This is a genomic window from Shewanella sp. UCD-FRSSP16_17, assembly GCF_001675935.1.
Classification (GTDB): Bacteria; Pseudomonadota; Gammaproteobacteria; order Enterobacterales; family Shewanellaceae; genus Shewanella; species Shewanella japonica.
Map to the genome: position 1 here is coordinate 377909 of NZ_LZFV01000035.1, position 24490 is coordinate 402398.

Here is a 24490-nt window from a genome sequence, read left to right on the forward strand (position 1 = left end):
TGAGCGCAAATTGAGAATTAGCACTCATCTTTCTTTAGTTGTTAATTTGTTGTTACTTATGGAAAAAGTACAATTTGTACTTATTATTTTCAGCAGGAACATTAACTTGGCCAAATTCAGCTGCAATTGTGTCTGCGTATGGAAGGTTACGGTTAGCCACAATTTGCCATACACCCTTGGCAGATAAACTGCTGGCGCTTTGTTTGACGAAATCTTTGGCAATATGTGTGGTGGCGGCTAATCCATCGTGAAACGGCGGATTAGAAATTATGCCGTTAAATTGCCCTTGTATTTGTTTAAAGCCATCTGATGGATAAACTTTAGCAGTCATCTGATTGGCAGCTAAGGTCAGCTCGCAGGCTTTGAGCGCCATTGCATTAATATCAATACATTCAACGTTAAGTTGTGGGTTTACTTTAAGCATTGCTGCACTTATAACGCCAGCTCCACAGCCGAAATCTAGAACTCTTCCCGATAATTCTGGCAGGTTTGACAGTAGTAATTCAGTACCTTGATCGAGCTTTTTCTCACTGAACACGCCAACAAGGTTACAAATAATAATGTCTCCTTGTGGTGTCGATAATGAATAGTGGCTGACCCAATCTTCAATCGAGAATATTGGTGCAATTGCGGTTAATTCAGCAATGAATAGTAAACAATGACGAGCATTATCGCGCTTTAATGGCGCAGAATAATAGTCAGGCAATAGTTTTGCTAAGGATTTTACTCCGCCTTTATTGTCGCCAATAACGATAAGCGTACCGCCAACAGATAGATGTTGAGCTGCTAATTGAAATAGGTAGGGCGCCAATGCTTTTGCTTTTGGAAAGTAGACAATGACAGTATCAAATTTCTGTTTGGTATCGTCAGGCAGTTGGTGACCAAAGTAGCTCGTAAGATGCGCTTTATCCTGTTTAGCCACATATTGATAATGATTAAAATCAAGCGCTAAGCTTGTAACTGATGCAGCATGACTAAGGAGCTCTGATGCGAGAGTATCGGCTTCATGGTTTAAAATCAGCAGGTGCTGGTTTTCGATGAATTGAACATTGCGCATTAAAACTTGAGAAGTGTTGGTGAGCACAGAATCGACCTTAATAAATTAACTCAGTTGTTATGAGGGCGATTATAGCAAAGAAGTGCTGAACTGTTTACGTTATCAAAGCGTGTTTATTAAAGGTAAACTTGCATAAAAAAGGGCACAGCTAATACTGCGCCCTTTCATCAAGAGATGAGATTTAGGGGTTATTGAGCAGCTTTAGGCAATAAACTCATCATCTTGGTGGCGATATCAATATTATCTTGGTGACCACTGAATAAAATTGCTCCCGGTCCAGCGGCAAACACTTGTACGTCATCAGCAGTGTGTCCTAAAGATGTCCAACCTGTGTTTGTACGAAGATCTATGACAGATAAAATGGTTGTAAATAGCTGCTTTTGTCCCTGCATTCTTGCAGCGCTAAGCTTAGCGATTTCTTCGTCTGTTGCCTCAAAACCAATGAGCTCGTTAAAACGTTTTTGCCATTCATCAGTTGCGATTAGTGCTTTTGCAATCATTTCAGGTGAAGCCGTTATCTGATGAAGAATCGCGGGCTCCCAAGCGTATTCATTATTTGCGCCGATAGATAGGCCACCGGTATTGTGGTCAGCAGTAACAACCATTAGCGTATCTTGGCGTTCACGAACAAATTGCTCCACAACCTCGATAGCATTAGCGAACTCATCCATTTCTCCCATGGCCGTGGCGATATCATTTGAATGGCCAGCCCAGTCGATTAAGCTACCTTCAACCATTAAGACAAAACCTTGCTCGTTTTGAGATAATAAATCTAATGCTTTTTGAGTTAAGGTGCTGAGTTTATGTCCTTGTTTGTCATCGATGACCCAAGGCAATTGCACATCGGCAAACAGTCCTAGCACTTTAGGTTCGGTTATAGAGTCTAATTGAGCAAACTCTGTGATGTGCTGATAACCTTTATCGGTAAATTGCTTCAGTAAGGCTTCTGAAAAATATTTTTGTCCGCCACCTAAAATGACATCTGCATCAGAGTTAAGGTAGTCCTCAGCGATTTCGACGTAGTTTCTGCGGTGTTCATTATGGGCAAGAAAAGCCGCTGGTGTGGCATGATTTACCTGAGATGATACAGCTACGCCAGTCGATAAACCTCGCTTTTTAGCCATTTCCATAATGGTTGTCAACGGACGTTTATTTTCATCAACAGCAATGGCACCGTTATAGGTTTTAAAGCCCGTCGCTAAGGCTGTGGCTGATGCGGCTGAATCTGTGACATATCCGCTAACAGGTGCTGGGTAAGTGCTTGACATACCGACAAGTAAGCGATCAAACACTGTTTGTTCAATCTCTTGTGTTTCAGGGTTATCTTTAAAATAGCGGTAGGCGGTGGTGTATGCGGGACCCATACCATCACCAATCATAATGATCATATTCTTGGGTTTAGCCGGGCCTGAAGTTTGTTTTGCTTTTTTATTAGGAGTATTAGTGATGGGCGCGACAATAGGTGTTGATGAGTCCTTGCTTGGAGCTGTGTCAGAATTTGTGGCTTGTGGTGTTGTGCTTGGAGCACTAGAAACAGTGGTATCAGAAACGCTAGAAACTTGAACCTGTACTTGATTGGTCTGTTTGGTTGCTGCAAGCATATTGGCTTCTGCTAATGGCTGACTTGCCATAGAAACCGATGAGAAACACAGAGTCATCCCAAGCATTAAGCTCAGTGTTGTTCTTATTGTCATGATAAATCCTGAAGTAAAATTAAGGCTCAACTTGATGGTAAATGACCGTCATTATTGAGCCTATAATATTGTTAAGCTTGTTTATTGATTCGTGCTTCAATTGCGTCCATTAGCATGCCGGTAATATCGACATCAAACGCAGCTTCAATTTCTTTGATGCACGTTGGACTAGTAACATTGATTTCGGTGAGCTTATCACCGATAACATCTAACCCAACAAAGATGAGGCCTCGCTTTTTAAGTTCAGGCCCTAATGTGCGTGCAATATGAAAATCGCTTTCAGATAGCGGCTGAGCAACCCCGCTGCCACCTGCCGCTAAATTACCTCGGGTTTCACCTTTCATGGGTATACGTGCGAGTGAGTAAGGGACTGGCTCACCATCAACAACTAAAATACGTTTATCACCTTGTTTAATTTCAGGGATAAAGCCTTGCGCCATGGCGTAACGAGTACCGTGTTCGGTTAGCGTTTCTAAAATAACGCCAATGTTCGGGTCATCTTGCTTTACACGGAAAATTGATGCGCCACCCATACCATCAAGTGGTTTAAGAATAATATCGCCTTTTTCAGCGAGGAAAGCACGGATGCGTTTGGCATCACGAGTTACCACGGTTTCAGGGGTAAACTCTGGAAACCAAGCAGTGAACAATTTTTCATTCGCATCACGCAAACTTTGTGGTTTGTTGACGATTAAAACGCCTTCTTCTTCAGCGCGTTCAAGCATGTAAGTGGCATAAATGAACTCAGTATCAAATGGCGGATCTTTACGCATTAAAATGACATCTAAGTCAGCAAGTGGCGTATCTTCGCTGTCGCCTAATTCAAACCATTTAGTGGCATTATCTTCAACTGTCAGTGAACGCATGGTTGCCATTGCCTTGCCATTTACCATAGCGAGATCTTGCATTTCCATATAATACAGTTCGTAATCACGAGATTGGGCTGCCATTAACATTGCAAAGCTAGAGTCTTTTTTAATGTTAATGTCGCTGATTGGATCCATTACTATGCCGAGCTTAATCATACTTTATCCTTATTTTCTCAATGCTTATTATCATTGATTAACCGATATCACCGAAACGTAGTTGCAACGCGGTAATCGCAGTCAGTGAAGCTGTTTCTGTGCGTAATACTCTAGGGCCAAGTAACACATCCGTAAATTGATGTGTTTCCGTCATGGCGATCTCTTCTTCTGATAGACCGCCTTCAGGGCCAATTAATAACCGAACCTTGGTATTTTCTAGCGATAGTCCATTAATGCCATGTGCAGCACGCGGGTGCAGATTTAACTTTAATGCGTCAGTTTGCTCAGCACACCATTGATTAAGTGTCATTGCAGGCCTGACTTTCGGTACGAAACTACGTCCCGATTGTTCACAAGCACTGATGACAATTTTTTGCCATTGGCTGATTTTCTTTTCTAAACGTTCGCCACTGAGTTTAACGCCACAACGGTCAGAAAATAATGGAGTAATTGTCGTTACACCTAATTCAACGGACTTTTGAATGGTAAAGTCCATTCTGTCACCTCGAGATATCACTTGACCTAAATGTAAGTCTAGTGGTGACTCTGAATTATTTGGCGTATTTTCAACGATTTCAACGGTGACGTTTTTTTTGTTTGCACTGATTATTGTTGCCAAATAATCGTTGCCATTTCCAGTAAATAAACGGATGTTTTCGCCTTCGGTCATTCGCAGAACACGACCAATGTGCGCAGCACCATCTTCGTCTAGTTTTACGAGCTGATTAACAGCAAGATCATTGATTGGTTGGTAAATTCTTGGGACGCGCATAGTAAATCCTTAATCAATGAGGCCGAGATTCTGACATTGTTTTAAGACAAAATTATTATGATTGCCTTGATTCTCTGAAATTAATTTATCTCTTAAACATTCAACCTTATCAACTGGATAAGTTTTATCCCATGCGTTGAATAAGCGTTTCTGGCTAGCAGAGATAGCTAAACCATAGGTTTGCTGCATGTAAAAGTAGGTACGAGCAATTGCGCCGCGGCTTTGCTTTGGCGGCTGTGCTTTGCGGCCTTTAAAGTCAACAACCATAGCACATTGGCCATATTGTGTGGCTTCTCCATTCCATTCGCTAAAGCGGTAGTTGCTTCTATCGCCATTAACTTCACCAACAGCAGGGGTTAGATTGTGTAAATCGGCTTCCATTTTCTTAAATTCTGCACTGGTTCTGCCGCAATTCTTTCGACCGCCATTTTGCCAGCACTGCAACTGATGACCAAACTCCCATGCAGGGACAACATGCTCCCACTCGATTCGATTTGCTCGTGGAATTTGTTTGCGTACTTGGTAACCACAGCTGTCTAGGTTTGGTTTCCATTGTTTACCAATCACTTCAATATCACAACCGCAATAAAAGCTACTCATTGGTAATGACTGACTATATATCTTTTGGGCAATTTTTTTCGCACTTCTAAAACTTGATGGATGTTGGGCTGCTTGCGCACTAGCACTCGTAATAGTTGTGATAACAAATAACACGATACCCATTTGGAACAGATTTGAAACTTTTAAATACGGCACAATAAACCCTAACGACATTCAATACGGCACAGGCTATACGGGTTGGTTTAGCCTGATATTTGCAAAGGATGGTAAGGGATTGAAACTTGGGATGCAATCAGAACTGTGGATTGTATTTTGGATTTTAACTTCCAGACCATAAGCACATATTTTGCATTATTAAATAGCAGATTATTGCGGAAGTTATTGCGAAAGAGTTAATGGCGTTAATACTTGCTGACAAGATTTGCAGCGGTACTGTGTTTGATGACGTTGCACTTTATTGTGGCGCCTAATGGATAACATGATAGGACCACAGTCACAACGATATTGAAATTGCTTACCTGCAACGGATTGAGTATTCAGCTGATGGGTCGTATCGGCAGGTACATTAAATATATTAGTCATGATGTTTTGCCACTCTTGCCCGTGGGGCTTAACCCGACCATACAGTTGAAAACTGAGTAAATGGCTGATTTCATGAGGCACAACTTGATCGATAAATTCAGTGATATTTTCTTCAAGTAATACAGGGTTAAACCTGAGCTTATTTAATTGGAGGTGAGCCGTTCCTGCGCTTTTTCCTCTTAAGGTAAATTGGATAGTAGGGCGAGGGAATTGACGTTTCAATAAGCTTTCTGCTTGCAGATAGTCAGCTTCTACTTTGCGTAAAATTTGTTGTTGCGCCTCAGTTTTAGGTAAACAAGTTTTCATCGATGCTTTATCGTTGGGAATACTTGGTGCAGCGTGGTTTATTGATGACTGCGTTTGACGACGGAACAATGATTTAAGCATATTTGGCTTGGCTAAAAGGCTTGTTGAAAACGTTTATAGTGAATAAGGAAATGAAGACATCGAGCTTGATTATAGCGTTCAGAATCGTCCTGCCGCAAACCTTGAGATAATAGCATGCGGCAAGATGAGTGATGCTGCAGTTATTCTGCAGCGGCAAGTTTTATCATGTCGACGATTTGTTCAACAATGGCCCATTCCGTATCGGCATCATAACCACTGACTCTCGGGGTATGAATGTGCCCAACAGGAATATCACGGTTAAACTGCTGTTTTAACAAGATACTACGATAAGATATTTCATTGGACAAATAGCCGCCGCCAGAACCTTCAACTGATGTTTCATTGGCTAATTCGTAAATGTTTTTCGCATCAAATTGTCCACGGCTCACGGTGGTGACTTGATGATTGTCATTGACCTTCCATTTACCCTCTACTTGTTGCATTGCGCTAACAGGCAGTGAGAACTCAACAAATTCAGGACCGTTTAATGTTCCTCCATTGAACAGCGGAGCTTGTGGAGCAGTTTTACTGGCACCAGTATAAACATTGAGATTATCAGGCGCTGCAGCACTTCGACCTCTTGCAGGAAAACGCTCAATATCAAAATCATCTCGCCCCATACTGACGGTGAAAATCATATCAATACTGTTATCGCGATACATAGGTGTCAGTAGAGATTCAATCATACCGTCATCGAAATCAGCAAAACGAACTGGGATCATCACAGTTTCGATTTGAGCTTGTTTACCATTAACGTCGAACGTCATGCCATCAAGTGCTAATGCAGTTAATCCTGAAGGGTTACTTTGAGTGATGTCTTTGTCTAAAAAGAAAGGGTCAAAGCCAGTGACTAGGATCTTTATTCGAGTTTCTGGCTTAAAGTGAATATCGCTTAACCCGCGAGATGACTTCTCAAACGCGTTAATCAGAATGTCGCGCTGCCAAGGCACTATATTGTAACCAGCATCTGCTGTTTTTAAGGTTTTTCGCATTGCTAAGCGGCTCCAGTAGAGCGCGCGATCATCGTAGTTACCTGCTTTAACATCGGCGACTGCCTGTTGCCAAAGCTTGGTTCCTTGTGATGCCACCATTTGCGTAATGGCCAGTTCATCCGTTGATGAATTGAGCTTATCATCTAATTGTGTATTAAGGTTATCAAAGCGGTTAGCCACATCTGCCATCACTTCCATCACATTAGGAAGGCGCAATTCTTCTACATTTAGGCTGCTTGATTCATTTTGCGCATAGGCGGGATTAACACTGAGCAACATTGCTGCAGCTAATGTGCTTGTGATTAAGGGCTTGAACATGGCTATTCCTTTAGAATGTCTTTGTTATTGTTTAATTTAACACGGCTAGATCGCTAATTCATTATAGATTGTAATGATTCCTGACTACTATAACGTTTGGCGAAGAAGTCTAAAAATGCACTGATATTACTGGCTAACTGGCGGCGGCTTGAGTAAACGCCATAAACTTTAAATGGTTCCATCGGCCATTCTTGCAACAGTGGCACTAATGTTCCTGCGGCTAACTCTTGCTTGCAACTGGTATTTGATAACATCGCAATGCCAAAGTCATCTTGAGCGAGTCGCTTAACCATACTGGCACTATTAACGCGTACTTTGCGTTTAAAGGTGGCCATTGTTTTACGGCTCCCTTTACCGACAGGCCATATTGGTGCTGATAAGCTTGTTCCTAATAATATCCCACTGTGCTGAGCTAGCTCTTGGGGCGTCGCTGGCGTGCCCGATTTTTTGAGATAACCTGGACTTGCGACTAAAATAGGTTGGCGCTCAAAAAGCAATCGAGCGACTAAGTCAGAGGATTCTAACGGCCCGTACTTGATGGCGATATCATAGCCTTCACCCACTAAGCCTACATTACTGTCGGTAAATTGAACATCCAGTTCAATGTTGGGGTAAAGACGCATGAAGCTACTACATAAGTTAGCAATGACTTCTTGAGAAAATGACACTGGAATTGCGATACGCAAAGACCCCGAAATATCACTATGGGTATTTTCAATAATGGCCTTGGCGGCATCAATTTCTTGGCTAATCGAATCGCAATGCTGAAAGAATAATGCACCAACTTGAGTTAGGCTTAAATTACGCGTGTCCCGTTGCAATAAACGCACGCCAAGTTGCTCTTCTAATTGAGCTACTTTGCGACTTATGGTTGATTTTGGTTGTCCGATGTCTCGGGCGGCTTGCGAAAAGCCTTTTGCTCTAACTACTGCTGCAAACAGCATCATACCGTTTAAATCAGGCACTTTAGCCTCACTGTCTCAAAAATGGAACAAAGCGTCTTCGACAGTTTAATGGTAATTGGACAGCGAACAAAGTTATATTTACCGACTAAAAATTTTAGAGGCTATAAAAGCAGAGGATCTAAGGATGACTAGCAAAAAGCAGCCCGTAAACAAGACAGTACAACAAGTGGCTGATCCACTATTTTTACAAGCGGAACATTTAGCTAAAGATTTTTCGCTTTTCCCAGCCCACAGTAAGCAGACATTAGCTGAAGAAGTTAAAGGTCTACTTTCTGAAGATGCTATCCAATCGAATTTAAAAGAATTGTCGACACTTGATGTTGACAGTTATGTATCTAAGGTTATTCAACCGACTCAAGATAAAAACCGCCCAAGTGCCAAGCGTGTGATTGCAGACCTTAAAGGTAAGCTGATCACTGAAGAGCATTTAGGCTCTTTTTACAGTGCTGAAATTGAATTAAATTTCGGTTCTCGTACTCGCCGTGTTGGTTTTATCGCTCAAGAAAGAACCACATCTAATGGCGCGTGGATGCCAGAGCATCACTTAGCGGCATGTAAAGCGATTCGTCATTTTGCTGAGTTATCAATGCCAATCGTATACCTCATTGACACTCCAGGTGCTGATGCGGGTGAAGTGGCTAACAGTCAAAACCAAGCACACTCGATTTCAAAAGCGATTGCTGAAAGTGCCAACGTTGATGTTCCAACCGTTGGTATTGTCATTGGTGCAGGTTACTCAGGCGGTGCAATTCCATTAGCTGCAGCCAACATCTTATTGTCATTACGTGATGGTATTTTCAATACTATTCAGCCTCAAGGTTTGCAATCAATTGCCCGTAAATACAACTTGTCTTGGCAAGAATGTGCTAAGTCAGTCGGTGTATCACCAGAAGAGTTACTTTCTGCAGGTTGTATCGACGGTATCGTTGATTTCTCACCATACGATAAAGATGAGCGCCAACATAATTTACGTCGTGCAATTATCAGTGGTATTGAAGCAGTAGAGAAAGCAGCAATTACTTTCGTTCGTGATTCTGATGATTTACGTGAGCATTATGACCGCAGTTTGTCGCGTTTCTTAGACCCATCTAAGAACTTAGCTGCACTTGAAAATAACCAAGGTTTGGCTGTGGCGAACAGCCCGACCATGCACCATAACTTATTTGGCAGTGCATATCGTTACCTACGTTATTTAACCTTACGTAGCCGTATTCATTCTATTTCTGTTGAACAGTATGGTCGCTTGTCGAAAGTCAGTGTGCCTGAAGGTGATTTATTAGCACGTATTCAACAAGAACAAGACAGTGTTTTCCAAGCATGGTTATCAACGCCAGATAAGCTAGTTTACGATGAAGAATTGAATAAGCTTTGGGGCACATTCGACAGTAAACGAAGCGAAATTTCAGCTGAACGTAACGTCATTACTCGTTTCATTCTTGGTGAGCCAAAAGAAAACTATAAAAAAGCACGTAAGGCATTGTTATTCAATATTGGTTGGTCGCTATATCATCGCTGGAAAAGCAATGCAGCGAACAACTTTAAAGGCTTAATCAAGTACCTTGAGTCTTTACCTGCTTCAACAACACAAGCACCATGGCCTGAGCTTAATCAGTTAACCGTGCTTGATATTGTTGTTAATGATGAGCTGCGTGAAGACTTTATTTGGCAATGTCACAACGTACTTATCTTCAATGCGTTATATGACAATGTGGTTCAAAATTTAGCATCGATTTCTAAAGAAGCGATGATGTCTAAAAGCTTATCGCGTGAATCAGTTGATAAGCTATTACATACCTCTATCGACACTGCATTATCTACTAATGATGATGCCAATGATAAAAGTAAGTTCTACAAGTGGCTTAAATTCTTCATGGGTCAATCGAACCGTGCTGAACTGCTGACTCGTGTTGAGCAATGGAAGAGTGTTGGTTTCCCACAATTAAACGACAGTTTATTCGTGATCTTAACTTACTTCTTTGAACGTTTATTACCAGAATACTTTGACAGCGAAGAAGACCATTCTAAGTACACGGGTGCAATTAACCCTGTGCGCATTGGTCGTCGTAAAGACTTCTGGAACCGTTTGACTATGGGTTACCAAGATTTACTTATCCAAAAAGTTTTACGTGATGAAAAACGTCAAGGAAAAATGGGTTGGGAAAGTGTGATTGCTAAGTTCTTCACAGAATTCGAAGAGCTAAATGGCGACAAAATGTCGGCCAACCAACTTAACTTCCCTGGTTTCCGTTTATCTATTGAAGATGCATTAGATAAAGGCATTCGCCCATGTGGTTTAATCACAGGTCTTGCTGACTTTGAACATGGCGAAAGCAAATTACGCGTAGGTGTTGCGGTATCAAATATTGCATTCCAAGCGGGTGCATTTGATATGGCGAGTGCTGAGAAGTTCAGCGCGCTATTGATTGAATGTGCTAAGCGTAAATTACCTGTCGTTTGTTTCATCAGTTCAGGTGGTATGCAAACTAAAGAAGGTGCAGCGGCGCTATTCTCAATGGCTGTGGTTAATGACCGTATTACTCGTTTTGTTCGTGATAACGAATTACCAGTATTGATGTTTGGTTTTGGTGATTGTACTGGTGGTGCTCAAGCAAGTTTTGTAACGCATCCTTTAGTGCAAACTTACTACCTATCAGGTACAAATATGCCGTTTGCGGGTCAAATGGTTGTTCCTGCTTACTTGCCGTCTACTGCAACGTTATCTAACTACTTATCAAAAGTACCTGGTGCAATGACGGGGTTAGTGCATAACCCATTCAGCGACACACTCGATAGCCATTTATCAAGCATTGATCCATTAATGCCACTACCGACATTACATGCCCATGATGTCATTGCGAAAGCATTATCAAGCTTAGTGCCGGAAGTGAAAGCGATTGAAGAGAAAATCGTTCAAGACGATCCTCGTATGCTGATGAAACCAATTGACAAAGTCTTGGTTCATGCACGTGGCTGTACAGCGGTTAAATTGATCCGTAAGGCACATGATAATGACATCAATGTTGTTCTTGTTGCTTCAGATCCTGATATGACCTCAGTGCCAGCAGATATGTTGAAAGTTAACGATAAGCTGGTTTGTATTGGTGGTAACACCTCAGATGAAAGTTACTTAAATGCATACTCTGTTCTGAAAGTGGCTGATTACGAAAACGTAGATGCACTTCACCCTGGTATTGGTTTCTTATCTGAAAGCCCGCAGTTTGCTGCATTGTGTGTAAACAATGGCGTTAACTTTGTTGGTCCTAGCGTTCATTCAATGACGACTATGGGTAACAAGTCGAATGCAATTAAGACTTCGCAAGCGCAAAATGTGCCTGTTGTACCTGGTTCACATGGTATTTTAACTAATGCTGAACAAGCAGTGAATGTGGCCATTGAAATTGGTTACCCAGTATTGCTTAAAGCGGTACAAGGTGGTGGCGGTAAAGGTATCCAGGTTGTCACTAAGCCTGAAGACATGATTGGCTTATTCCAAAAAACCTCTACTGAAGCGGCTGCAGCATTTGGTAACGGTGATTTATACCTTGAGAAATACGTGACTTCACTTCGTCACATCGAAGTGCAATTGTTACGTGATAAGTTTGGTAACACCAAAGTATTGGGCATTCGTGACTGTTCAGTTCAACGTAATAACCAAAAAGTAATCGAAGAGTCTGGTTCAACCATGTTGCCTGAAGAATTGAAGCAACGTGTACTGGAGTATACGCGTGCTTTAGGTGATGCGACTGATTACATGGGTGCTGGTACGGTTGAGTTTATTTACAACCTTGATGCTAACGAAGTGTACTTCATGGAAATGAATACACGTCTGCAAGTAGAGCATCCAGTTACTGAAGCAACATCAGGTATTGATATTGTTAGCGCTCAGTTCGATATTGCTGCAGGTCGCTCAATTGAAAATTTACAGCCTGTTGAGCAAGGTTACGCGATGGAAGTACGTGTCACTGCTGAAAAAGCAGCTTTAGACAGCGAAGGTGTACTTCAATTATTACCAAACCCTGGCATGATAACTGAGTGCGTGATGCCAGAAGGTGAAGGTATTGAGATTATTTCTATCGCTGAAACTGGTAAGGAAGTATCGCCATACTACGATAGCTTAATCGCACAAATCATTATCCGTGGTGAGTCACGTGAAGATGTTGTCTCTAAGATGTCTGCATATCTAGACAGTGTCGTTATCAAGGGTATTGCGACTAACATTCCATTACTGAAGCTAATTCTGAAAGATGCCACCTTTAACCAAGGTGTTTACGATACGAATTATCTGCCACGCCTAATGGCAGAGCTAGACGTACCTGCATTGGTTGCTGAAATGGAAGCAGCGGCTGAAACTGTTGGTTTAGATACTGAATCATTACGTGTTGCAGAGAGTAATGAACTTAAAGTACTCGCACAAGGTGCCGGTATCTTCTATACCTCTCCAGCGCCAGGTGAGCCTGACTTCGTTAAAGAAGGTGACATTGTCACTGTCGATCAAACTTTAGCGCTTACAGAAGCGATGAAGATGTTCTCACAAGTCACATTAGCCGGCTTTAACCGTCAAAATGCGATTCTTTACCCTGAAAATCAGAAGTACCGTATCGAACGTATTCTGAATGGTAACGGTCAGCAAGTATCACAAGGCGACTTACTGTTTGTTATTTTACCGATTGACGGTGAGTAATAATGAACAAGCCATAATGTAATGTTTATGGCGATGATATAGCAAAAATCCTCAGTTTATGGCTGGGGATTTTTTTATGGAAATTACCAGCAAGTTTTAACGAATAGCATGTTTGTTTTGATACAAATTGGCTTTTTTGTTGCTAATTGCACGAAATTTACCTCGGTTGAGCTAGCCATTGTCAAAAATGCGGCGTTTTAACATAAAAAATTAAGTTGTTTGAAAAATAAACAATAACTTTTATTTTGTTGTTTTATTTAGAAATATTGAAATTAATGACAATTTTTTTATGCGAAATGTGATAAATTTTGCAAGTCTCATTTGCGCATTTGAAGGTTCCCACTTACAATATGCGCCTTAAATAACCAGATGTGCGGTGTGTCTAGCTTTTTTACATACTCCGTTTACCTCTTAACTAATCATTAAAGTTGAATCATGACCGAATTATCCAAATACAGAAACATTGGTATCTTCGCTCACGTTGACGCGGGTAAAACCACGACCACCGAGCGTATCCTAAAGCTAACCGGTAAGATCCATAAGATCGGTGAAGTACATGATGGTGAATCTACTACTGACTTCATGGAACAKGAAGCTGAGCGCGGTATTACTATTCAGTCAGCAGCAGTAAGCTGTTTCTGGAATGACCACCGTTTTAACGTTATCGACACTCCAGGCCACGTTGACTTCACAGTTGAAGTATATCGTTCGCTTAAAGTTCTTGATGGCGGTGTAGGTGTATTCTGTGGTTCTGGTGGTGTTGAGCCTCAGTCAGAAACTAACTGGCGTTATGCAAACGAATCAGAAGTTGCGCGTATCATCTTCGTAAACAAATTAGACCGTATGGGTGCTGATTTCTTACGTGTTGTTAAGCAAACTCAAGACGTTCTAGCTGCTAATCCATTAGTTATGGTTTTACCGATTGGTATCGAAGACGAATTCTCTGGTGTTGTTGACCTACTAACCCGTAAAGCATGGGTTTGGGATGAAACAGGCCAAGCAGAAAACTACAAGATTGAAGACGTTCCAGCTGACATGGTTGACTTGGTAGAAGAATACCGCGAAATGTTAATCGAAACTGCTGTTGAGCAAGACGACGATCTAATGGAAGCTTACATGGAAGGCGAAGAGCCATCTATGGAAGACATCAAGCGTTGTATCCGTAAGGGTACTCGTACAATGGACTTCTTCCCAACATACTGTGGTTCTGCGTTCAAGAACAAAGGTATGCAGCTTCTTCTTGATGCTGTTGTTGATTACTTACCTAACCCAGTTGAAGTTGATCCACAACCTCTTACTGATGAAGAAGGTAATGAAACTGGCGAACACGCGATCGTTGATGCAGATGCTCCATTAAAAGCGCTTGCATTCAAGATTATGGATGACCGTTTCGGTGCACTAACTTTCGTACGTATCTACTCAGGTCGTATTAAGAAGGGTGACACTATCCTTAACTCTGCAACAGGTAAAACTGAGCGTGTTGGCCGTATGGTTGAGATGCAAGCAGATGAGCGTAACGAATTAGATTCAGCTCAAGCTGGTGACATTATCGCTATCGTAGGTATGAAGAATGTTCAAACTGGTCACACTTTATGTGATGTTAAACATCCTTGTACTCTTGAAGCAATGGTATTCCCAGAGCCAGTAATCTCTATCGCTGTAGCACCTAAAGATAAAGGTGGTTCAGAGAAAATGGGTATCGCTATCGGTAAAATGATTGCTGAAGATCCATCTTTCCGCGTAGAAACTGACGAAGATTCAGGCGAAACCATCCTTAAAGGTATGGGTGAGCTTCACTTAGACATTAAAGTAGACATCCTTAAGCGTACTTACGGTGTTGACTTAATTGTTGGTGAGCCTCAAGTTGCTTACCGTGAAACTATCACTAAAGTTACAGAAGATAGCTACACGCATAAGAAACAGTCTGGTGGTTCTGGTCAGTTCGGTAAGATCGACTACGTTATCCGTCCAGGTGAGCAAAACTCTGGCTTCACTTTCAGCTCTTCAGTTGTTGGTGGTAACGTACCTAAAGAATTCTGGCCTGCAGTTGAGAAAGGTTTCGCTAGCATGATGAACACCGGTACTGTTGCTGGTTTCCCTGTGTTAGACGTTGAACTAGAACTTACTGATGGTGCTTTCCACGCAGTTGACTCGTCAGCTATCGCGTTCGAAATCGCTGCTAAAGGCGCATTCCGTCAGTCTATGCCTAAAGCCGGTGCACAACTTCTTGAGCCTATCATGAATGTTGACGTATTCAGCCCAGAAGACAACGTAGGTGATGTAATTGGTGACCTTAACCGTCGTCGTGGTATGATCAAAGACCAAATGGCTGGTGTTACTGGTGTTCGTATTAAAGCTGACGTACCGTTATCAGAAATGTTCGGTTACATCGGTTCACTACGTACTATGACATCTGGTCGTGGCCAATTCTCTATGGAATTCGCTCACTACGCACCATGTCCAAACAGTGTTGCTGAAAAAGTAATTGCTGAAGTTAAAGAGCGTGAAGCTAAGAAGTAATTCTTAACTAAACCCTTTAATTAAAAACCGCTGCCTTTGCAGCGGTTTTTTTATGCTTAAAATTTAATACTGAGAGTTTGTCTATTCGGTTTTTATTAAGAGAAAGTAACGAGCATCTTTACGTGTTTGAAGCGTCGTAGCGCCTTGTGACTTATATCAAGATGTAAAATGTAGGCAAAAATAGTATCAAGGAAGAGTCATGATTAAAGTAAGGCGCTTTACCWCAAGCGACATAAAGCCTTTATGGCAGCTAAAGCTTAACACTATTCATAATGTTAACCGTCAGCACTATTCGTTAGCTGAGGTGACCGCGTGGGCGCCCCATGAATACAATGAAAGCGCTTGGGTAGAAAGAGTGACAAAAATTAATCCGTTTGTGGCTGAGGTTAATCATGTGATTGCAGGTTTTGCAGATCTTCAAGATGATGGTTACATCGATCATTTCTACTGTAGCGCAGACTTTCAGAGACAAGGTGTGGGTGCTGCATTAATGCAAGCCATCTTCAATAAGGCTACAAAGTTAAAGCTTAACAGTTTGTATGCTGAAGTGAGTATTACCGCAAAACCATTTTTCAGCCGATATGGCTTTGTGGAAGAAGAGGCTCAAAGAGTGGAAGTTAGAGGTCAGAAGATTAATAACTTTGTCATGCGCAAAGTACTGTAAAAATACTTTATAAAGTGCTGTAGAAAATTAACGGCCATAAAAAATGCCACGGTCATGGGACGGTGGCATTTTATTGCGAGCAGTATTCTGACTCAATAAAGCTTAGTTAGTGTGAGTGTTACCCACTAACGCTTCTTTATTATCAGCTTGTGCAACGTGACACTGAACACAGAAGTAATATTTATCATCAAACTTACCGTCTGCACTTAAGTGAGACTCATGCACTGGTGTCGCTTTCATACGCGCTGCTTTTTCTGTGCTGTGACAGGTTAAGCACCCATTTTTCTTGGTTGTTAGTTTATAAGAGTCTTTATGCGGAATGAGCGGCGGCATATGTACAAAATCTCTTTCTAAAGCTGTCCCACGACTTGGGTAAGTCGCTTTAGCTTCTGCAGGTAACGTATCAGTAATGGCTACGTCTCCGGCAAGTGATTTAACATTTACAGGTGCGGCAGCTTCTTGTGCTTGTTGGCCTGAGCAAGCGCTAAGACTGAGCACTATCGCAGCAAGGCTGAGTATTTTCTTCATGATTTACACTCCGTCATATCCATTATGTTTCATCATCAATGGATAGAGAAAATTAGTGATGTTGTCATGCCTCAATATCGTTTAAAGAGGCATGACAGTCAGTCAAATTAGGCTTTAACAATCTTCACAGGACACTTCTTGAAGTCCGTTTCTTTAGATAACGGATCAGTCGCATCGAGTAATAACTTGTTTACCAGCTGTCTAGCGTCAAAGAATGGCATAAATACCACGCCGACAGGCGGTTTGTTACGGCCTTTGGTTTCAACACGTGTTTTAACTTCTCCACGTGGAGAAATCACTTTCACTTCATCACCATTTTTAAGACCACGACTACTTGCATCTTTAGGGTGCATGAATACCTGTGCATCTGGATATGACTTGTGCAGCTCAGGTACACGTGCAGTCATACTTGCTGTATGCCAGTGTTCAAGAACACGTCCCGTAGACATCCATAAGTCGAATTCTTCATTTGGCTCTTCCGCTGCTGGCTCGAATGGTAGAGCGAAAATGACTGCGCGACCATCAGGCTTTCCGTAGAAGTTATAACCTTCACCCGCTTTAACGTATGGGTCACTGCCTTCAACGAAGCGACGAACTGTTTCAGTACCGTTAACAACAGGCCAGCGTTTACCGCGGTTTTCGTGGTAGTTTTCAAAGGTATCTAAGTCATGACCATGGCCACGACCAAACTGTGCGTACTCTTCAAACAGACCTTTTTGCAGGTAGAAGCCGAATGCATCATTTTCATCGTTGTAGTCGCCTTTACACTCAGAAGTAGGGAATTTATCCACTACACCATTTGCGAACAAGATGTCATATAACGTTTTTTCAGCGTATTCAGGTTTTTTAGCAATTAATTCAGCAGGCCATACTTCTGACACTTTGAAGCGCTTAGAGAACTCAACAAGTTGCCACAAATCAGACTTAGCGCCTTCCGGTGCTTTAACTTGCTGATGCCACATATGAGTACGACGTTCAGCGTTTCCGTAAGCCCCTTCTTTTTCTACCCACATTGCTGTTGGAAGAATCAAGTCAGCGGCAGTTGCGGTAACCGTTGGGTATGGATCAGATACCACGATGAAGTTTTCAGGGTTACGGAAACCAGGGTAAATTTCATCATTGATATTAGGACCAGCCTGCATGTTATTGGTACACATAGTCCAGTAACAATTTAACTTGCCATCTTTAAGCATACGGCTTTGAAGAACGGCGTGATAACCTGGTTTAGGCGGGATAGTGCCTTCAGGTAATTGCCATAAATCTTCAGTCATCGCACGATGTTTAGGGTTAGCAACGACCATATCTGCAGGTAGACGGTGAGCGAATGTACCGACTTCACGAGCCGTACCACAAGCTGATGGTTGGCCAGTTAACGAGAACGGGCTGTTGCCTGGGGTAGCAATTTTACCGGTTAACAAGTGAATGTTATAAAGCATGTTGTTTGCCCAAACACCACGAGTATGTTGGTTAATACCCATGGTCCATAAGCTCATGATCTTGATGTTAGGATCAGCGTAAGCTTTTGCCATTTCCTCAAGATTCTCAACAGGTACACCACTCATTTCTGAAGCGTATTCAGCAGTGTATGTGCTAACGAACTTCGCGTATTCTTCAAACGAGATAGGCTTAGATTTACCGTTACCTGGGTTTTTCGCTTTCTTCTCTAATGGATGCTCTGGACGTAAGCCATAACCAATGTCAGTGACACCTTCAGCGAAGTTTGTGTGTTTGTTAACGAAGTCTTTATTAACCGCATCGTTTTGAATGATGTAGTTAGCAATATAGTTCAAGATAACTAGGTCAGACTGTGGCTTAAATACCATTGCGTTGTCGGCAAGCTCGAAGCTGCGGTTTTCAAACGTTGATAAAACGTGAACCTTGCTGCCTGCGTGGCTTAAACGACGGTCAGTTAAGCGAGACCATAAAATTGGATGCATTTCTGCCATGTTCGCGCCCCAAAGCACGAAATGATCTGCCGCTTCGAAGTCGTCATAACTACCCATTGGCTCATCAATGCCAAAAGTACGCATGAAACCACCCACTGCAGATGCCATGCAGTGACGTGCGTTAGGATCGATGTTGTTGGTTAAGAAGCCAGCTTTATGCAATTTAGATGCAGCGTAGCCTTCCCAAATTGTCCATTGGCCAGAACCAAACATACCAACTGAAGTTGGCCCTTTTTTGGCGATGCTTTCTTTCCACTTGTCAGCCATAGTGTCTAGAGCAACATCCCAACTAACAGGAGTGAACTCACCTTCTTTGTCATACTTGCCATCTTTCATTCTTAATAATGGCGAAGTTAAACGGTCCTTACCGTACATGATCTTAGACAGGAAGTAGCCTTTAACACAGTTAAGACCTTTGTTAACTGGGCTTTCTGGGTCACCTTGAGTCGCAACAACTTTACCGCCTTTTGTTCCGACTAATACACTACAACCTACACCACAGAAACGACATGGGGCTTTATCCCATTTAATTTCTGCAGATTTCTCTTCTGCTTGAACCATTTTGATTGGTAAGGCAAGCCCAACAGCCGACGCGGCTGCAGTAGCGGCATTGGCTTTTAGAAACTCGCGACGGCTTATGCTCATGGTGTTTCCTCACTCTTTGCTGTTAGTTGATAACCTTAAAAGGTTAATCATCGTTTTATATGCCAAATAATGGCTTTATTCATCTCTATAATGTTGAGTTTAAACCTCACATTTATCATGGGTATACCTCGCAATGAGTATACTGATAGTTTGTTGTTGTAGATCACATTTTGCAACGTGATCTAAGACACATTTTAGAAGTTACTCAGTCACTTAATTAGGTGATGATAATTTAAGCGATACATTGATTCTAGGCCAAGATGAGAGAATTTGAAGGAAATTAGCGGGATAAAACACATTAAATTAATTGTTTTTATTTTATACAGAGTTTGATTTAAATATAAACATACATCCAATAAGCCCAGTGCCAAGTGGATGGCACATATTCATATCGTATTTGGTATATATTACATAGTGAGTAGTTAACCTAATAACCAGTTAACTCCATATAACCATTGCCTTTATGGCTACCAGAAACCTGAATCGGTCCTTCCCAGTAAGGGATTGAAAGTGACATATTACTGTCAGGGTTGAGTGCTGTTACTGTCACATCGATTTGTTCGCTTTCAATAGATAATTGCCAGCTAACGGGATATTTTCCGCTGTCAGTTTGCTGCCAGATTATCGGTCTCATGGCAATATCGTTCGTTCTCTGGTTAGTGATATTTCGGCCACTACCGTCGGCAAACATTCTCCTAGCACTGTAAAATGCTGGTGTATTTTTGTCTGCTCCACGTAGCTGAAATACCATTAATGCAGAATCATCATCAAGACGGATGGAAAACCAATCCCAACCTTGTTGCGCCTTGGTCAGAAATTGCGAACTCCATTCTCTATCTAACCATGCTTTGCCTGTGACGGTTTCTTGTTTTCCGTTACGAGTAATCGTGCCAGTTAAATCAATAAATGGTTGGCTGTAATAATAAGAGGCAACTGCGCTATCAGCACTTTTTATGCTATAGCCACTTTCGCCCTGTAATTGCATAGGTGAAGAGCTTGATAAGGATAATTGATAACTAAAGGTATCAGTTGCGATCTTGAGTGTTGCAGGAAACATTGCTGATGATTCACTCATCCATTGCCAATTATCTAGTTTCACTGTGAAAGGGTTTGCTGTTACATCGGCAAATTGGGGGTGACCTCGTGACCATTTTTCCGCGGCTTGATGAGTGTCAATTGATGTTAAAGCTGCATGGGACATGTACATCTGTGATGTTGCCCATTTCGAGTGGTCAGTTTGTTGCTGAAGTGGGGCGGATTCATTGGCTTGATCGTGGCTGCTTTTTTCAGTCACTTCTGCGTTAGCTATTGCACTCATTACCCCACTTGGCTCTTCACTAGTGAGCGCAATACGAAATTGAGTCCATTGTAGGCCAAGCTGTTCACCAGATTGAGTTTGCATATTGGCAGTTAAATACCACCACTCTTGTCGAAAATCATCATGGCCTAAATGATCTGCTGGAAATGTAAATTGATATCCCGGTTCGACCTTAGTGTATTGAGTCAAACTCGATGAAGCGTCTCCTAATATCCCGCCCATGTTAATTTGACTCGATTCGGGTTCAGGCTGGCATGCGCTGAGCATTAAAATCGTCATACAACAGAGGCTAATTTTATGAGCAATTGAGTTCATATTTTGCTTGTTATCGTTCATCACAACGCCTCCTGCTGTAAGCTACTAATTAGCGGTTTTCTGGTTTGCCAATATAGTGGAATCGCAATGGCGATAGCGCTGGTTGTTAGTGCGATAACGACCACTCGAAAATAAGCTGGCCAATCCCATAGCATTGCAATGCTCCAACCAAACGCTTGCAGTGTCACTTTATTAATGAGCAAGTAACCCAAAACAGCTCCTGTAGGAAGCGCAACTAAACAGGTTAGCAATACAATCAACTGCATTTGCACAAAGGTCATTAGACGTAACTCTCTTTTATTAATTCCTAGTGCGTAGAGCTTGGCGAGTGGAGCTTGCCTTGCCTGAATCAGCATTAAACAAGCGCTGAATAATCCTATGGCAGCAACAATCAGAGTTAAACTGTTTAGTACCATGGTTATCGAGAAGGTTTGCTTAAACATGGCAATGGCTTGCTGCTTGATTTTGGCTTGATTGTACATTTGGGCATTAGAGATCAATTTGCTTTCTAACAGCAATGATTCAAGTTGACCTATATCGCCTTGATAACTTGCTGCAATACTTTTGGGTTGCTGTGGTAATTGCAGTTGTTGCCATAAACTTCTATCTATAACGACTTGCCCCTTGGGATTACCATAGTCAAAAAAAATGGCTCCAATCGTTGGAAGTTGATGTGTACTGGCATGATTGAAGGGGTTGATGTTGAAACTATCACCAATGTTTAAGCCATATTTTATTGCGATGGGTTCACTGATTAAGATTTGCTTACCCGCGACAAATTCTGACCATAGGTTATCCGTCTGACTCTTCAAAGAGCTTGTGACTTTGGTTGAATAGAGGTCTCGACTCACTAACTCAATTGGCATTCCTTGGTAGGTCGAGGCGATAGTCCACTGTGTGTAAATACCTGAAACCTTTTCTTGTTTTGATAACAAGTCTTGGATCTCAAGAATTTTGTCGCTTGCAGGGCGCATATACAAGTCTGCATGAAGACGACTTTCAAGCCAGTTTTTCAGTGTGATTTCAAAACTGCCCACTAATGTATTCATTGATATATTGGCAGTTAATGCCAGTAGCATAGCCATCATAGCTAATGATAGCGGGCCGATTAGCTCTTTTGTTTCTGCAATCATGTAATGCCATAACCCAGTAGGAAAGAGGTTGGTCATCCATTCACTGATACGGTAAATCGTCAGTGGCAATAGCAGTGGAATCGCAATGATCACAATCCCCATTAACCCCAAACTGACCTGATACTGTTTAGCAAAGGGAAATGCTAATGCACAACCAATTAATGCAATGCAGGCAATCATAAATTGCATACGATGGGTTTTGACCAAATGCGATACTTGATTGCTTTTGGCTATCATTCGAGCAAGTGGCTGGTTAGTGAGTTGGCGATAAAGAGGTAAACAGGCCAGTAATCCTGCAAATAAGGTTAATGCCATTGCTTGAAATAACCATTGCCATTGCCATGAACCAGGCATTAAGCGTGCACCGTATAGTTGCTCAAGTGTCATCGCAACCATAGGCTGCAACCAGAGACTTAACTGCAAACCAAGTATGAAGCCAACGACTGAACCGACAAACACCAGAAAACTGAGCTCAACCACAAGTGCCAGTAATAATATGTGCTTTTGGACACCTAATTGCAGCAGTTGAACTAACAGTTTTTGCCGTTTCATCAAGCTGTAACGCACACCGTTGTAGGCGATAAACAGGCCGACAACAAAGGCTAACATACTCATCGCATTTAAATTGAGATGGAAACTACGGGTTAACTCTTGGAGTGCCTGTCCTTGATCTTGTTCTGTTATCGTAGCTTGTTGTAATAATAATTGTGCTTGATTAATTTGAGTTATCAAGCTGCTGGGTTCGTCAAATAAGGCAATATAAGATAACTTTTGAGAATGATTTAGCAGAGACTGCGCAAGAGAGATATCAGCAACAATTGCATTTCCTAAGCCAAACTCATCGTCTAAGCCTACGACTTCAAGTGAAATAGGCGACCCTTGTTCATTTAATGGGTCTTGAAGGTAAAACAGGCCATCTGGGGCGACTTTATCGGCTAAGGATTGGCTCATGAGCAGAATATTTTTAGCGCCGAGTAATTTCGCTAAGGGGATATGTGGGTTAATTGCAGAATCTGTTTTCTGATTAGTGCCACTATGCTGCTGGAGGTTAATTGCTGCAAACAGGTCGCTACCTTGAAGTTGCCAGCGTCGTCCTTCACTATCGACCACTAACCCATTAATGACAGCGAGTGCTTGGCTTATTCCTGCTTGACGAAGGCGAAAGTAAACTTGCTCATCCAGATACTGTTCACCTGTATTAGGTGTGATGAGTAACGAGGCTCGTTGGCTTAAAAGTTCCGTAGCTTCACTGTAACTTCGGACTGCGTTTTCGTTGGTGGATTTAACCCCAATTAATAGCGTAACAGCCAAAATAATACCAAGTAAGATAGCACCAGCTTGTAAAGGTGCATGGCGATAATGCGCAGCAAATACGGCCAAACTATTGTATAAGCTATAGCCAGAAGCAGAGTCTTGCTCTAAACGATAATCAAGTTCAGTTGGTGTGCAGCTTATGGTACCTAGATTCGTACCTGTATCTAGTTGAGGCTTATTGTCTTGATTGCTTCGCTTATCATTCATGCACTTTACCTTGCTCAAGGTGCCAGCGCCTTTGCATAAACGCAGCACAAGTATCGCTGTGCGTTACCATAAGTACTGTTGTGTTAGCGGCTTTGGCTAGATCGCACAACAGTCCCATGACTTGTTGTCCTGCTTTTTCATCAAGATTACCCGTTGGCTCATCAGCTAGCAGTAGTGCAGGCTTATGGATTAAGGCTCTTGCAATCGCTACTCGCTGCTGTTGTCCACCAGACAAGGTCTCAACGGGTCGGTTAATGACTTCAGTAAGTGTTAGTTTTTCAATGAGTTCATCACCCCAAATGTTCCATTTTTGATTATTCAGCTGAAGCGGAAATCGAATATTATCAATGACATTAAGCGGTGTGAGGAGGTTGAACTGCTGAAATACGACACCTAATTGTTGGCGCCGAAATAATGCCCATTGGTTATCAGTCCAGAGGTGTGTGTCTTGTTCTAGCAGTGTTAAGTGTCCGGCATCAACACGCTCAAAGCCTGCAATAATGTTAAGCAGGGTACTTTTACCTGTACCACTAGGCCCTGTTAATGCAATGGTATCACCGAGATGTAACCTTAAGTCGACATCATTAAGAACTTGATGACGTTGCTCGCCGTCGGTAAAGCTTTTAGTGACTTGTGATAATTGACAGACAACAGAGGACATAACATGTTCCAGTAATTCTCGTAATAACATCATCATACGGTATTTTTAGCAGAATAGATCTTTATATGCTGCATGCGATGATGCGCTTTAGTTAAATGAATCGACATTAAGGTTTGCATGAATAAAAAAATTGCAACTTAAGTTGTAGTGGCTGGAAACTCTTACTAGGCTTATAAGGGCGTTTACAAACAGATAAACGAGTCAA

General features: G+C 42.0%; 16 protein-coding genes. 3 read left to right on the forward strand and 13 right to left on the reverse strand.

Annotated features, from left to right (window positions below):
* Positions 1 to 52: 52 nt before the first annotated feature.
* The 8 genes from A9267_RS15415 to A9267_RS15450 all read right to left on the reverse strand — a co-directional run bounded on the left by A9267_RS15415 (position 53) and on the right by A9267_RS15450 (position 8353).
* A complete protein-coding gene (locus tag A9267_RS15415; RefSeq protein WP_065109803.1) occupies positions 53 to 1084 on the reverse strand; it encodes a methyltransferase in 1032 nt (343 codons plus the stop codon).
* 161 nt (positions 1085 to 1245) lie between these two features.
* Positions 1246 to 2751 (reverse strand): alkaline phosphatase, encoded by a 1506-nt coding sequence (locus A9267_RS15420; protein WP_231919172.1) that lies wholly within the window; start codon positions 2749 to 2751, stop codon positions 1246 to 1248.
* A 71-nt stretch (positions 2752 to 2822) separates the two neighbouring features.
* Positions 2823 to 3776, reverse strand: a complete 954-nt coding sequence (gene gshB / locus A9267_RS15425) for a glutathione synthase (protein WP_065109804.1) — start codon at positions 3774 to 3776, stop codon at positions 2823 to 2825.
* Positions 3777 to 3813: 37 nt separating this feature from the next.
* A complete protein-coding gene (gene rsmE / locus A9267_RS15430; protein ID WP_065109805.1) occupies positions 3814 to 4548 on the reverse strand; it encodes a 16S rRNA (uracil(1498)-N(3))-methyltransferase in 735 nt (244 codons plus the stop codon).
* Positions 4549 to 4557: 9 nt separating this feature from the next.
* Positions 4558 to 5271, reverse strand: coding sequence for an endonuclease (locus tag A9267_RS15435; RefSeq protein ID WP_065110053.1), 714 nt, complete (start codon positions 5269 to 5271; stop codon positions 4558 to 4560).
* 216 nt (positions 5272 to 5487) lie between these two features.
* Positions 5488 to 5997 (reverse strand): SprT family zinc-dependent metalloprotease, encoded by a 510-nt coding sequence (locus A9267_RS15440; RefSeq protein WP_231919193.1) that lies wholly within the window; start codon positions 5995 to 5997, stop codon positions 5488 to 5490.
* Positions 5998 to 6218: 221 nt separating this feature from the next.
* Positions 6219 to 7388, reverse strand: coding sequence for a pyroglutamyl-peptidase I family protein (locus A9267_RS15445; RefSeq protein WP_065109807.1), 1170 nt, complete (start codon positions 7386 to 7388; stop codon positions 6219 to 6221).
* Positions 7389 to 7441: 53 nt separating this feature from the next.
* Positions 7442 to 8353 carry a LysR family transcriptional regulator gene (locus tag A9267_RS15450; RefSeq protein ID WP_055022654.1) on the reverse strand — a complete coding sequence of 304 codons (912 nt, stop codon included), beginning with the start codon at positions 8351 to 8353 and terminating at the stop codon, positions 7442 to 7444.
* Positions 8354 to 8477: 124 nt separating this feature from the next.
* On the opposite strand from A9267_RS15450, the gene A9267_RS15455 reads away from it, so the two are divergent.
* The 3 genes from A9267_RS15455 to A9267_RS15465 all read left to right on the forward strand — a co-directional run bounded on the left by A9267_RS15455 (position 8478) and on the right by A9267_RS15465 (position 16218).
* Positions 8478 to 13034: an ATP-binding protein gene (locus A9267_RS15455; protein ID WP_065109808.1), complete on the forward strand. Its 4557-nt coding sequence runs from the start codon at positions 8478 to 8480 to the stop codon at positions 13032 to 13034.
* A gap of 435 nt (positions 13035 to 13469) precedes the next feature.
* The gene (gene fusA / locus A9267_RS15460) at positions 13470 to 15554 is read left to right on the forward strand and encodes an elongation factor G (protein WP_065109809.1); all 2085 of its coding nucleotides are present in this window, start codon (positions 13470 to 13472) and stop codon (positions 15552 to 15554) included.
* Between the two features lie 199 nt (positions 15555 to 15753).
* A complete protein-coding gene (locus A9267_RS15465; protein WP_065109810.1) occupies positions 15754 to 16218 on the forward strand; it encodes a GNAT family N-acetyltransferase in 465 nt (154 codons plus the stop codon).
* Between the two features lie 102 nt (positions 16219 to 16320).
* Here the strand turns inward: A9267_RS15465 and A9267_RS15470 are convergent, their stop codons facing one another.
* From A9267_RS15470 to A9267_RS15490, 5 genes are all read right to left on the reverse strand, one after another.
* The gene (locus tag A9267_RS15470; protein WP_055022651.1) at positions 16321 to 16746 is read right to left on the reverse strand and encodes a nitrate reductase cytochrome c-type subunit; all 426 of its coding nucleotides are present in this window, start codon (positions 16744 to 16746) and stop codon (positions 16321 to 16323) included.
* 107 nt (positions 16747 to 16853) lie between these two features.
* Entirely contained in the window at positions 16854 to 19337 is a 2484-nt protein-coding gene (gene napA / locus A9267_RS15475; RefSeq protein WP_065109811.1) for a nitrate reductase catalytic subunit NapA, read from the reverse strand.
* Between the two features lie 427 nt (positions 19338 to 19764).
* Positions 19765 to 20991, reverse strand: coding sequence for a lipocalin-like domain-containing protein (locus tag A9267_RS15480; RefSeq protein WP_231919174.1), 1227 nt, complete (start codon positions 20989 to 20991; stop codon positions 19765 to 19767).
* Entirely contained in the window at positions 20991 to 23624 is a 2634-nt protein-coding gene (locus tag A9267_RS15485) for an FtsX-like permease family protein (protein WP_082972414.1), read from the reverse strand. The genes A9267_RS15480 and A9267_RS15485 overlap by 1 nt, the downstream gene beginning before the upstream one ends.
* On the reverse strand, positions 23617 to 24285 hold the full coding sequence (locus A9267_RS15490; protein ID WP_065110056.1) for an ABC transporter ATP-binding protein: 669 nt from the start codon (positions 24283 to 24285) through the stop codon (positions 23617 to 23619). The genes A9267_RS15485 and A9267_RS15490 overlap by 8 nt, the downstream gene beginning before the upstream one ends.
* Positions 24286 to 24490 lie beyond the last annotated feature (205 nt).

What these genes read in the sequence shown, in the direction of transcription:
- A9267_RS15445 (WP_065109807.1), bottom strand. Translation starts at nt 7,388, where the DNA reads ATGTTCAAGCCCTTAATCACAAGCACATTAGCTGCAGCAATGTTGCTC.
- A9267_RS15480 (WP_231919174.1), bottom strand. Translation starts at nt 20,991, where the DNA reads ATGAACGATAACAAGCAAAATATGAACTCAATTGCTCATAAAATTAGC.
- A9267_RS15420 (WP_231919172.1), bottom strand. Translation starts at nt 2,751, where the DNA reads ATGACAATAAGAACAACACTGAGCTTAATGCTTGGGATGACTCTGTGT.
- A9267_RS15435 (WP_065110053.1), bottom strand. Translation starts at nt 5,271, where the DNA reads ATGGGTATCGTGTTATTTGTTATCACAACTATTACGAGTGCTAGTGCG.
- A9267_RS15455 (WP_065109808.1), top strand. Translation starts at nt 8,478, where the DNA reads ATGACTAGCAAAAAGCAGCCCGTAAACAAGACAGTACAACAAGTGGCT.
- A9267_RS15440 (WP_231919193.1), bottom strand. Translation starts at nt 5,997, where the DNA reads ATGAAAACTTGTTTACCTAAAACTGAGGCGCAACAACAAATTTTACGC.
- gshB (WP_065109804.1), bottom strand. Translation starts at nt 3,776, where the DNA reads ATGATTAAGCTCGGCATAGTAATGGATCCAATCAGCGACATTAACATT.
- A9267_RS15485 (WP_082972414.1), bottom strand. Translation starts at nt 23,624, where the DNA reads ATGAATGATAAGCGAAGCAATCAAGACAATAAGCCTCAACTAGATACA.
- A9267_RS15490 (WP_065110056.1), bottom strand. Translation starts at nt 24,285, where the DNA reads ATGTCCTCTGTTGTCTGTCAATTATCACAAGTCACTAAAAGCTTTACC.
- rsmE (WP_065109805.1), bottom strand. Translation starts at nt 4,548, where the DNA reads ATGCGCGTCCCAAGAATTTACCAACCAATCAATGATCTTGCTGTTAAT.
- napA (WP_065109811.1), bottom strand. Translation starts at nt 19,337, where the DNA reads ATGAGCATAAGCCGTCGCGAGTTTCTAAAAGCCAATGCCGCTACTGCA.
- A9267_RS15470 (WP_055022651.1), bottom strand. Translation starts at nt 16,746, where the DNA reads ATGAAGAAAATACTCAGCCTTGCTGCGATAGTGCTCAGTCTTAGCGCT.